This window comes from Pseudomonas sp. B6(2017), from assembly GCF_002112765.1.
Taxonomy (GTDB): Bacteria; Pseudomonadota; Gammaproteobacteria; order Pseudomonadales; family Pseudomonadaceae; genus Aquipseudomonas; species Aquipseudomonas piscis.
Map to the genome: position 1 here is coordinate 360,902 of NZ_NEIQ01000004.1, position 11,680 is coordinate 372,581.

Below are 11,680 nucleotides of genomic sequence, written 5' to 3' on the forward strand. Positions count from 1 at the left end.
ACAACGTTTCATGGAAAAGCGAGCAACGCCATGTCCATCGACCTCGACGAAATAATAAAAGCCCTGGCGCATCCGGTTCGCAGGGAAATCCTGCACTGGCTGAAAGATCCGGCAGTCGAATTCCCCGACCAGGCCCACAGTAACGAGCACGGTGTCTGCGCCGGGCAGATCGACCAACGCTGCGGCCTGTCGCAGTCGACCGTCTCGGCCCACCTGGCGACCCTGCAGCGTGCCGGCCTGGTCAGCAGCCGCAAAGTCGGCCAATGGCATTTTTTCAAACGCAACGAAGAAACCATCCAGCAGTTCCTCACGCAAATGAGCCAACAGCTCTGACCTGACAAGGACCCGATAATGCCCCTCTCGCTTCTCATCCTGGCCTTGAGTGCCTTCGCCATCGGCACCACCGAGTTCGTCATCATGGGCCTGCTGCCCGATGTGGCGGCGGACCTCGGGGTGTCGATTCCAGGCGCAGGCTGGCTGGTGACCGGCTACGCCCTGGGCGTGGCCATCGGCGCGCCATTCATGGCCCTGGCCACCGCCCGGCTGCCACGCAAGGCCGCCTTGGTGACACTGATGGGGATCTTCATTATCGGTAACCTGCTGTGTGCACTGGCCAGTGATTACAACGTGCTGATGTTCGCACGGGTGATTACGGCGCTGTGCCACGGAGCCTTCTTCGGTATCGGTTCAGTGGTGGCCGCCGGCCTGGTGCCGGCCAACAAGCGCGCCTCGGCCGTGGCCCTGATGTTCACCGGCCTGACGCTGGCCAACGTGCTCGGCGTCCCCCTGGGAACTGCGCTGGGCCAGGAAGCCGGCTGGCGCTCGACCTTCTGGGCGGTGACGGTGATCGGCGTGGTAGCGTTGATTGGCCTGCTGCGGTTCCTGCCAGCCAAGCGCGACGAGGAGAAACTCGATATGCGTGCGGAACTGGCGGCCCTCAAGGGTGCCGGAATCTGGCTGTCCCTGGGCATGACCGCACTGTTCGCAGCCTCGATGTTCACCCTGTTCACCTACGTGGCCCCGCTGCTGGGCGAAGTCACTGGCGTATCGCCCAAGGGCGTGACCTGGACCCTGCTGCTGATCGGCCTGGGCCTGACCCTGGGCAACATCATCGGCGGCAAGATGGCCGACAAGCGCCTGGGCGCCACCCTGGTGGGCGTGTTCGCGGCCATGGCCGTGGTCTCCACCGTGCTGACCTGGACCAGCGTGGCGCTGATCCCCACGCAGATCACCCTGTTCCTCTGGGCCACCGCCTCCTTCGCCGCGGTCCCGGCCCTGCAGGTCAACGTAGTGACCTTCGGCAAGGCCGCGCCCAACCTGGTTTCGACCCTGAACATCGGCGCCTTCAATATCGGCAACGCCCTGGGTGCCTGGGTCGGCGGCAGCGTCATCGCCCACGGCTTCGGTCTCACCAGCGTGCCGCTGGCAGCCGCGGCGCTGGCGATCCTGGCCCTGCTGGTAACGCTGATCACTTTCCGCCAGGGCGGCAATGCCGAACTGGCCCCTGCGACTCACTGAAACGTTCCTTTCCTTTAAAGAAGGCTGCATTCCATGACCACTCTCTTTGATCCGCTCAAGCTCGGCGACCTCGAACTGTCCAACCGCATCATCATGGCGCCGCTGACCCGCTGCCGCGCCGATGCCGGCCGGGTGCCCAATGCCCTTATGGCCGAGTACTACGTGCAGCGGGCCTCGGCCGGGCTGATCCTCAGCGAAGCCACCTCGGTGACGCCGATGGGCGTGGGCTACCCGGATACCCCCGGCATCTGGTCCAACGACCAGGTCCGTGGCTGGGCCAACGTGACCAAGGCGGTGCACGGCGCCGGCGGCAAGATCTTCATGCAGCTGTGGCACGTGGGGCGGATTTCCCATCCTTCCTACCTGGACGGCGAAACCCCGGTAGGCCCCAGCGCCATCCAACCCAAGGGCCACGTCAGCCTGGTGCGCCCGCTGGCCGACTTCCCTACTCCGCGAGCCCTGGAAACCGCCGAGATCGCCGATGTGATCGAGGCTTACCGGGTCGGTGCGGAAAATGCCAAGGCCGCCGGTTTCGACGGTGTGGAAGTCCACGCAGCCAACGGTTACCTGCTGGACCAGTTCCTGCAGAGCACCACCAACCAGCGTACCGACCAATACGGCGGCTCCCTGGAGAACCGTGCTCGCCTGCTGCTGGAAGTGACCGATGCGATGATCGAGATCTGGGGTGCCGGCCGCGTCGGCGTGCACCTGTCGCCACGAGCCGACCTGCACGACATGGGGGATGCCGACCTGGCGCAGACCTTCCTGTATGTCGCTCGTGAACTGGGCAAGCGCGGCATCGCCTTCATCTGTGCCCGCGAGAAGGAAGGCACCGACAGCCTGGGCCCACGGCTCAAGGAAGCCTTCGGCGGCCTGTACATCGCCAACGAGCGTTTCACCAAGGACAGCGCCAATGCCTGGCTGGCCGAAGGCAAGGCCGACGCGGTGGCCTTCGGCGTCCCCTTCATCGCCAACCCGGACCTGCCGGCCCGCCTGAAAGCCGATGCGCCACTGAACGAACCGCATCCTGAAACCTTCTATGCCAAGGGCCCGGTCGGCTACATCGACTACCCGATGCTGTAAGCATTGCCCATGAAAAAGCCCCGGTTCACCAGAGCCGGGGCTTTTTATTGCCTGCCTGTATGCCGCAAGGATCAGCGCTTGCGCTGGGCCCAGGCCACGGCCAGGCCACTGAGGCAGATCACCGCGATGCCCACCAGGCCGTAGCTGTCCGGGGTATGGCCGAAGATCAGGTAGCCGTACATTCCGGCGAACAGGATCTGCCCGTAACTGAAGGGCGCCAGCATCGCCGGAGCGGCATGGCGGAACGCCTGGGTCAGCAGCAGGTGGCCGAACATGCCACAGGCACCCAGGCCGATCATGAACAGGCCATGGACCAGGCTCGGAGTGCTCCAGAAGAACGGCAACAACGCGCTCATGATCAGGCTGTTGATGATGCCGATGAGAAAGTTGCTGGTGGTCGGGCTATCGATGCCGCTGAGTTTGCGGGTCAGCAATTGATAGAAGCCGAAGCACAGCGCCGATCCCAGGGGAAAGAGGATCGCCGGGGTGAACAGCGAACCACCGGGGCGCACCACGATCAGCACGCCAACGAAGCCGATCAGCACCGCCAGCCACTGGGCGCGGCTGACCCGCTCGCCCAGGAACGGCACGGACAAGGCGGTGACCAGCAATGGCGCGAGGAAGTTGACCGCGGTGGCTTCAGCCAGGGGGATATAGCGCAGGCCGGTGGTGAACAGCAGGCTGGTGCCGATCATGCACAGGGCCCGCAGCAATTGCAGGCCGGGACGCTTGGTCCGCACCACGGCGGAAAAACCACTGCGCGGCACGAACACCACCAGCATCAACAGGGTATGGACTACATAGCGGGCCCAGACCACCATCACGATCGGATAGAAGGCCGAGAGGTACTTGGACAGTGTGTCGTGGCTGGCGAAGAGCAGGACCGCCAGGCAAATCAGGACGATACCCTTCAGGGGATGATCCGCACCTTTGAATGGTGAAGGGCTCACACTCATTCACATCCCCGCAACAAATTGCCTACAAAATACATAGCTCGCTATCTATCAAGACAGGGCCGGCCCGGTATATAAATGCCCCCGTTTCGACCCTGTGGTCCGGGGATGCATGGCTTCATTGCGCAGATCTTGACATAACCAGATTCAATTACGCATTTTGTCTTAATGACGAAGGTTCGGACTCAGGCGCAACATATCCAGCCCGATATCGACCCAGCGCTCCGCCTCGGTATGCAGGACAAAGCTGTCCGGGGCCAACAACCACTGGTAGAGAAGACCATCGACAAAGGCCCGCATGCTGATGGCTGCCCGCCTTGTATCGAGATCTTCGGGCAACTGCCCACGATTCACCGCGTTGCTCAATGTCAGTTCGATATGCAGGTTGCACTCCAGGCTGGCCGCGCGGCGCTGACGACGCAGGTCGCACATTTCATCGGTGAACTCGCACTTATGAAACAGAATTTCATTGATGCGTCGGGTTTTCGGGTCCAGGGCAACTTGATGAAACAAGTGAATGAGCAATTTGCGCATCCAACCCAGAGGGTCCACTTCATCCACATCCTCGCTGGCGGCCGCCATCTCGCCCAAGGGTTCGTGCAGGCTGTCGAGCATGGCCTGGACCAGGTCGGCCTTGTTGCTGAAATGCCAGTAGATCGCGCCACGCGTGACTCCCGCCAGCGTCGCGATATCGGCCAGGGTGGTCCGCGCCACGCCCCGCTCGTAAAAGGCCTTCTCGGCCGCCTCGAGTATCTGGGCGCGGGTTTCTTGAGCTTCCTCTTTGGTACGACGGACCATGGCAGTAAAACCTCGATCAGGATCTTTCAGCGATGCGCAAAGACCTTCTGAATAAATATGGAACGACATCTCGAGTGCCGTTTACCCAACCTACAATTCAACACTTGCGGGAGCTTTTGTAACCGGATGGGTACGCCACCAAGGTATTTACAAACAGACATGTACGTAAGTATATTCCTTAGCAAGCTACTTATCCACCCAGCCAACTCTTTTTACCTTTCCACTTTTCTTGTGCGCATCTCGCGTGCCTGACCCGAGGATCTTCATGCAACTCAAGCCAGCTGTTACCGCTCTGGTCACTGCCGTCGCCCTGGCATCGCTGCTCAGCGGATGTAAAAAGGAAGAGGCGGCACCTGCCCCTCAAGCACCTCAGGTCGGCGTCGTCACCCTGCAACCACAAGCCTTTACCTTGACTTCCGAACTCCCGGGCCGGACCACTGCGTTCCGTATCGCCGAAGTTCGCCCACAGGTAAACGGAATCATCCTCAAACGCCTGTTCAAGGAAGGCGGTGATGTGAAGGAAGGACAGCAGCTCTATCAGATCGACCCATCGATCTATGAAGCTACGCTGAAGAGCGCTGAGGCGAACCTGCAATCGACCCGCTCGATTTCCGATCGCTACAAGCAGCTGGTCAACGAGCAGGCCGTGAGCCGCCAGGAATACGACACTGCCGTGGCCAACCGCCTGCAGTCCGAGGCCTCGCTGCAAAATGCCCAGATCAACCTGCGCTACACCAAGGTGCTGTCGCCGCTGACCGGTCGTATCGGCCGCTCCTCGGTCACTGAAGGTGCCCTGGTGAGCAATGGCCAGGCCACTGCCATGGCGGTGATCCAGCAGCTGGATCCGATCTACGTCGACGTCACCCAGTCCTCGGTTGAACTGCTGGAGCTGCGTCGCGAGCTGGAAAGCGGCCGCCTGCAAAAAGTTGGCGACAACGCCGCCAAGGTCAAGCTGACCCTGGAAGACGGTAGCCAGTACAAGCTCGACGGCAAGCTGGAATTCTCCGAAGTCTCGGTGGACGAGACCACTGGCTCGGTGACCCTGCGTGCGGTGTTCCCGAACCCTGAGCACACCCTGCTGCCCGGCATGTTCGTGCATGCCCAGCTGCAAGCCGGGGTCAACAGCGCGGCGATCCTGGCGCCACAGCAAGGCGTGACCCGTGACCTCAAGGGCACTCCGACCGCCCTGGTGGTAGGTGCCGACAACAAGGTCGAGCTGCGCCAGCTCAAGGCCAGCCGCACCGTCGGCAGCCAATGGCTGGTGGAAGATGGCCTGAAGGCCGGCGATCGCCTGATCACCGAAGGCCTGCAGTTCGTCAAGCCCGGCATCGAGGTCAAGGCCACCGAAGCCACCAACGTATCTGCGAAGAACCCGGCCCCTGCCCAGGCAACTGGCAAGACTGCAGGCGGCAAAGGGGAGTAAACCATGTCGAAATTCTTTATCGACCGTCCGATCTTCGCCTGGGTTATCGCCCTGGTGATCATGTTGGTCGGGGCACTAGCGATCCTCAAATTGCCGATCAACCAGTACCCGAGCATCGCGCCGCCCTCGATCGCGATCTCCGTGACCTATCCGGGCGCCTCGGCGCAGACCGTGCAGGACACCGTGGTCCAGGTGATCGAGCAACAACTCAACGGCATCGACAACCTGCGTTATGTGTCCTCGGAAAGTAACTCCGACGGCAGCATGACCATCACCGCGACCTTCGAGCAAGGCACCAACTCCGATACCGCGCAGGTCCAGGTGCAGAACAAGCTCAACCTGGCCACCCCGCTGCTGCCGCAAGAAGTACAGCAACAGGGTATCCGCGTGACCAAGGCGGTGAAGAACTTCCTCTTGGTGATCGGCGTGGTTTCCGAGGACGGCAGCATGTCCAAGGACGACCTGTCGAACTACATCGTGTCGAACATGCAGGACCCGATCTCCCGGACCCCGGGCGTCGGTGACTTCCAGGTGTTCGGTGCCCAGTACGCCATGCGGATCTGGCTCGACCCGGCCAAGCTGAACAACTACAACCTGACCCCGGTGGACGTGAAGACCGCGGTCGCCGCGCAGAACGTCCAGGTGTCCTCCGGCCAGCTCGGCGGCCTGCCGGCCATGCCTGGCCAACAGCTGAACGCCACCATCATCGGCAAGACCCGCCTGCAGACTGCAGAGCAGTTCAAGGCGATCCTGCTGAAGGTCAACAAGGATGGTTCGCAAGTACGCCTGGGCGATGTCGCGGACGTGGCGCTTGGCGGTGAGAACTACGCCATCAGCGCCCAGTTCAACGGCAACCCGGCTTCCGGCCTGGCGGTGAAACTGGCCAACGGCGCCAACGCCCTGGATACCGCCAAGGCGCTGCGCAAGACCATCAGCGACCTGGAGCCCTTCTTCCCGCCAGGCATGAAGGTGGTATTCCCGTACGACACCACCCCAGTGGTGACCGAATCCATCAAGAGCGTGGTGCACACGCTGGTGGAAGCCATCGTGCTGGTGTTCCTGGTGATGTTCCTGTTCCTGCAGAACTTCCGTGCCACGGTGATCACCACCATGACGGTACCGGTGGTATTGCTGGGCACCTTCGGCATCCTCGCGGCGGCCGGTTTCAGCATCAACACCCTGACCATGTTCGGCATGGTGCTGGCCATCGGCTTGCTGGTGGACGACGCCATCGTCGTGGTGGAGAACGTCGAGCGGGTGATGCAGGAGGAAGGACTGTCGCCCAAGGAAGCGACCAAGAAATCCATGGGCCAGATCCAGGGCGCCCTGGTGGGTATCGCCCTGGTGCTGTCTGCGGTACTGCTGCCGATGGCGTTCTTCAGCGGCTCCACCGGCGTGATCTACAAGCAGTTCTCGATCACCGTGGTTTCGGCCATGGCCCTGTCGGTACTGGTTGCCCTGATCTTCACCCCGGCCCTGTGCGCCACCATGCTCAAGGCCATACCTGAAGGCCATGGCGAGAAGCGTGGCTTCTTCGGCTGGTTCAACCGCAGCTTCGACTACAGCGTGAAGCGCTACGAGCGCGGCGTCGCCAGCATCCTGCGGCACAAGGCGCCGTACCTTCTGGCCTACCTGCTGATCGTGGTGGGCATGATGTGGCTGTTCACCCGTATCCCGACCGCGTTCCTGCCGGAAGAAGACCAGGGCGTACTGTTCGCCCAGGTCCAGACGCCAGCCGGCTCCAGTGCCGAGCGGACCCAGGTGGTGGTCGACGAAATGCGCTCCTACCTGCTGGACAAGGAAAAGGACACCGTCGCCTCGGTGTTCACCGTGAACGGCTTCAACTTCGCCGGTCGTGGCCAGAGTTCGGGCATGGCCTTCATCATGCTCAAGCCATGGGGCGAACGCTCTGCGCAAAACAGCGTGTTCAACCTGGCCCAGCGTGCGCAGATGCACTTCTTCAGCTTCCGTGACGCGATGGTGTTCGCCTTCGCTCCTCCGGCGGTACTGGAGCTGGGTAACGCTACCGGTTTCGACGTGTTCCTCCAGGACCGCGCCGGCATCGGCCACGAGAAACTGATGGCGGCACGCAACCAGTTCCTCGGCATGGCAGCCCAGAGCAAGGTGCTGGCCCAGGTCCGTCCGAACGGCCTGAACGATGAACCGCAGTACCAGCTGACCATCGACGACGAGCGGGCCAGCGCCCTGGGCGTGACCCTGAGCGATATCAACAGCACCTTGTCGATCGCCTTGGGTAGTAGCTACGTCAACGACTTCATCGACCGTGGTCGGGTGAAGAAGGTGTACGTCCAGGGCCAACCCGGTGCTCGCATGAGCCCCGAGGACCTGAAGAAGTGGTACGTGCGCAACAGTGCCGGAACCATGGTGCCGTTCTCGTCCTTCGCCAAGGGCGAATGGATCTACGGTTCGCCGAAGCTGGCTCGCTACAACGGCGTGGAGGCCATGGAGATCCTCGGTTCTCCGGCCCCCGGCTACACCACCGGTGAAGCCATGGCCGAGGTCGAAGCCATTGCCGCCAAGCTGCCACCAGGTGTCGGTATTTCCTGGACCGGCCTGTCCTACGAGGAACGCCTGTCGGGTTCCCAGGCGCCAGCGCTATACGCCCTGTCCCTGCTGATGGTGTTCCTGTGCCTGGCAGCCCTGTATGAAAGCTGGTCGATTCCGATCGCGGTCATGCTGGTGGTGCCACTGGGGATCATCGGCGCGCTGATGGCTACCAGCCTGCGCGGCCTGTCCAACGACGTGTACTTCCAGGTAGGTCTGCTGGTGACCATCGGCCTCGCGGCGAAGAACGCCATCCTGATCGTCGAGTTCGCCAAGGAACTGCACGAACAGGGCCGCTCCCTGATCGACGCCGCGGTCGAAGCCTGCCGCATGCGTCTGCGGCCGATCATCATGACTTCTTTGGCCTTCGTCCTCGGGGTCGTGCCTCTGGCCACTTCCAGCGGCGCTGGGGCGGGTAGCCAGCATGCAATCGGTACCGGCGTGATTGGCGGTATGCTTACCGCGACGATCCTGGCGATCTTCTGGGTCCCGCTGTTCTTCGTCGTCGTGTCGTCCATGGGCCGCAGGAAAGCGGACCAATCAGAAACCACAGCAAATTCTAATGAGGCTGGCCAATGAGCAAGTCGCTACTCTCCCTGGCAATCACCGCCATCGCGCTAAGTGGTTGCTCGCTGATACCGGATTATCAGCGCCCGGACGCGCCGGTGGCGGCGCAATTCCCCCAAGGCCCGGCCTATTCGCCAAAGGAGGCCGCCAACGTGGCGGCCGCCGAACAAGGCTGGCGGCAGTTTTTCCATGATCCGGCCCTGCAGCAGCTGGTCCAGGTCGCCCTGGAAAACAACCGCGACCTGAAGGTCGCGGCGCTGAACATCGACGCCTATGCCGCGCAGTACCAGATCCAGCGGGCGGACCTGTTCCCCGCTATTTCCGCCAACGTCAGCGGCCAGCGCCAGCGCCTGCCGGCCCGGGTATCCGGGACCGGCGATGACCGGATCTCCGGCCAGCACTCGGCTACCGTGGGCATCAGTGCCTACGAGCTGGACCTGTTCGGTCGCGTACGCAGCCTGAGCGAGCAAGCGCTGCAGAACTACTTCTCCACTGAAGAAGCCCGGCGCAGCACCCAGATCAGCCTGGTGGCCAGCGTCGCCAATGCCTACATCACCTGGCAGGCCGACAAGGAGCTGCTGAAGCTGACCCAGGAAACCCTGGCGACCTACGAGGAAAGCTACCGCCTGACTTCGCGCAGCAACGAGGTCGGGGTCGCCTCGGCCCTGGACCTGAGCCAGTCGCGTACCTCCGTGGAAAACGCCCGGGTGCAACTGGCGCGCTACACCCGCCAGGTAGCCCAGGATGAAAACAGCCTGACCCTGCTGCTCGGCACCGCGATCCCGGCCAACCTGCCGGCGGCCCAGCCACTGTCGGCCGACCTGCTGAGCGAGTTGCCGGCCGGGCTACCGTCGGAGCTGCTGCAACGGCGTCCGGATATCCTCGAGGCCGAGTACAAGCTCAAGGCGGCCAACGCCAATATCGGCGCGGCTCGCGCGGCGTTCTTCCCGCGCATCAGCCTGACGGCCAACGCCGGCAGCCTGAGCCCGGATCTCTCCGGCCTGTTCAAGGGTGGCTCGGGTACCTGGTTGTTCCAGCCGCAGATCAGCCTGCCGATCTTCAACGCCGGCAGCCTGCGCGCCAGCCTGGACTACTCCAAGATCCAGAAGGACATCAGCGTCGCCCAGTACGAGAAGTCCATCCAGACCGCCTTCCAGGAAGTCTCCGATGGCTTGGCCGCACGCCAGACCTACAACCAGCAGTTGCAGGCCCAGCGTGATTTCGTCAGCGCCAACCAGGACTACTACCGTCTGGCCGAGCGCCGCTACCGCATCGGGGTCGACAGCAACCTGACCTTCCTCGACGCCCAGCGCTCGCTGTTCAGCGCCCAACAAGCGCTGATCACCGACCGCCTGGCGCAGCTGACCAGCGAGGTCAACCTGTACAAGGCCCTCGGCGGTGGCTGGAACGAGCAGAGCGCGAAGAACGAGCAAACGGCGGAAAAGAAAGCCCCTGAGCTGCATCTGTTCTGAAGCCTGAACCGGCTGCATGAAAAACCCACCTCACGGTGGGTTTTTCATTTGTAGTCCACGGCCAAGGTCGACCGCCCCGCCCTCGCCTACGGCGCCTGGCGCGACTCCACTCCCAGTTCATCCCACACCGACTCGGCCAGGTGGAAGGTGGCGTTGGCCGCCGGGATCCCGCAGTAGATCGCGCTTTGCATGATCACCTCCTTGATCTCGCCCCGACTCACGCCGTTGTTGGCGGCCGCCCGCAGATGCAGCTTGAGTTCCTCGTTGCGGTTCATGCCGATCAGCATGGCGATGGTGACCAGGCTGCGGGTATGCCGGGGCAGTCCCGGACGGGTCCAGATATCCCCCCAGGCATGGCGAGTGATCATGTCCTGGAACTCCGAGTTGAACTCGTTCAGGGCTGCCAGGCTGCGCTCGACATGGGCCTCGCCCAGCACCGCGCGACGCACCTGCAGGCCTTCGGCATAACGTTGTTTTTCATCCACGAATGGCTCCTTGGGCGACCGTTCAGGTCAGCAGGAAGTCCAGGACCCGGGTGCTGAAGGCATCCCCGGCCTGGACGTTGGACAGATGCGCGGCGCGCAACTCGGCGTACTCGGCGCCCTGCACCCGCTGCTGGATGAAGTGCCCGCCAGCCGGTGGGGTTACGGCATCGTCGCTGCCGGCGATCACCAGGGTCGGCACCTTGATCGCCGCCAGGTGCTCGCGCAGGTCGGCATCGCGCACCGCGGCGCAGTTGGCCGCGTAGCCCTCGGGCGAAGTGGCGGCGAGCATGTCGGTGATCAGCTTGGCCTGGTCCGGATGGGCCTCGGCGTAGTCCGGGGTGAACCAGCGGGCGATGGACGCATCCCGTAGCGCCACCATGGCGGCCTGGCCGTCACGCAGCACCGTCTCGATCCGCGGGTTCCACACCGAAGGGTCGCCGATCTTGGCCGCGGTGTTGCACACCACCAGCTTGCCCAGGCGCTCGCCGGCATGAATCCCCAGCCACTGGCCGATCAACCCGCCCATGGACAGGCCGCAAAAATGCGCACGCGGGATATCCAGGGCATCGAGCAACGCCAGTACATCGCGCCCCAGTTGCTCGATGCTGTAGGGCCCCGCGGTGACCAGGGACCGGCCATGGCCACGGGTATCCATGCGCAGGACCCGAAAATGCTCGGTGAAGAGCGGCATCTGCCTGTCCCACATGTGCAGGTTGGTACCCAAAGAGTTGGACAACACCAGCACCGGCGCCTGCTCCGGTCCCTCCAGTTGATAATGCAGTTCGCCCCCGGCGAGTTTCACGAATCCCACGGCAA

The 11,680-nt window shown here is 63.0% G+C and carries 10 protein-coding genes; 6 read left to right on the forward strand and 4 right to left on the reverse strand.

The window, feature by feature from the left end:
* The first annotated feature begins 30 nt into the window (after positions 1 to 30).
* The 3 genes from CAG11_RS09385 to CAG11_RS09395 are packed head-to-tail and all read left to right on the forward strand — an operon-like array spanning position 31 to position 2,601.
* On the forward strand, positions 31 to 333 hold the full coding sequence (locus tag CAG11_RS09385; protein WP_022642772.1) for a helix-turn-helix transcriptional regulator: 303 nt from the start codon (positions 31 to 33) through the stop codon (positions 331 to 333).
* 18 nt (positions 334 to 351) lie between these two features.
* Entirely contained in the window at positions 352 to 1,518 is a 1,167-nt protein-coding gene (locus tag CAG11_RS09390) for an MFS transporter (protein ID WP_085596114.1), read from the forward strand.
* Positions 1,519 to 1,551: 33 nt separating this feature from the next.
* On the forward strand, positions 1,552 to 2,601 hold the full coding sequence (locus CAG11_RS09395) for an alkene reductase (RefSeq protein WP_085596115.1): 1,050 nt from the start codon (positions 1,552 to 1,554) through the stop codon (positions 2,599 to 2,601).
* A 71-nt stretch (positions 2,602 to 2,672) separates the two neighbouring features.
* Here CAG11_RS09395 and CAG11_RS09400 read toward each other — a convergent pair whose 3' ends face one another.
* Together CAG11_RS09400 and emhR are read right to left on the reverse strand one after the other, a co-directional pair.
* Positions 2,673 to 3,557, reverse strand: a complete 885-nt coding sequence (locus CAG11_RS09400) for a DMT family transporter (protein ID WP_085596116.1) — start codon at positions 3,555 to 3,557, stop codon at positions 2,673 to 2,675.
* Between the two features lie 162 nt (positions 3,558 to 3,719).
* Complete coding sequence (emhR, locus tag CAG11_RS09405) at positions 3,720 to 4,352, reverse strand: efflux system transcriptional repressor EmhR (protein ID WP_022642770.1); 633 nt, start codon at positions 4,350 to 4,352, stop codon at positions 3,720 to 3,722.
* Positions 4,353 to 4,617: 265 nt separating this feature from the next.
* Here emhR and emhA point away from each other — a divergent pair, with 265 nt between their 5' ends.
* The 3 genes from emhA to adeC are packed head-to-tail and all read left to right on the forward strand — an operon-like array spanning position 4,618 to position 10,379.
* Positions 4,618 to 5,775 carry an efflux RND transporter periplasmic adaptor subunit EmhA gene (gene emhA, locus CAG11_RS09410; RefSeq protein WP_053135463.1) on the forward strand — a complete coding sequence of 386 codons (1,158 nt, stop codon included), beginning with the start codon at positions 4,618 to 4,620 and terminating at the stop codon, positions 5,773 to 5,775.
* Positions 5,776 to 5,778: 3 nt separating this feature from the next.
* Positions 5,779 to 8,919: an efflux RND transporter permease subunit gene (locus tag CAG11_RS09415; protein WP_085596117.1), complete on the forward strand. Its 3,141-nt coding sequence runs from the start codon at positions 5,779 to 5,781 to the stop codon at positions 8,917 to 8,919.
* Entirely contained in the window at positions 8,916 to 10,379 is a 1,464-nt protein-coding gene (adeC, locus tag CAG11_RS09420) for an AdeC/AdeK/OprM family multidrug efflux complex outer membrane factor (protein WP_085596118.1), read from the forward strand. Before CAG11_RS09415 ends, adeC begins: the two co-directional genes overlap by 4 nt.
* A gap of 86 nt (positions 10,380 to 10,465) precedes the next feature.
* Here adeC and pcaC read toward each other — a convergent pair whose 3' ends face one another.
* The gene (gene pcaC / locus CAG11_RS09425; protein WP_022642766.1) at positions 10,466 to 10,864 is read right to left on the reverse strand and encodes a 4-carboxymuconolactone decarboxylase; all 399 of its coding nucleotides are present in this window, start codon (positions 10,862 to 10,864) and stop codon (positions 10,466 to 10,468) included.
* Positions 10,865 to 10,886: 22 nt separating this feature from the next.
* A complete protein-coding gene (pcaD, locus tag CAG11_RS09430; RefSeq protein WP_085596119.1) occupies positions 10,887 to 11,675 on the reverse strand; it encodes a 3-oxoadipate enol-lactonase in 789 nt (262 codons plus the stop codon).
* Positions 11,676 to 11,680: the final 5 nt, after the last annotated feature.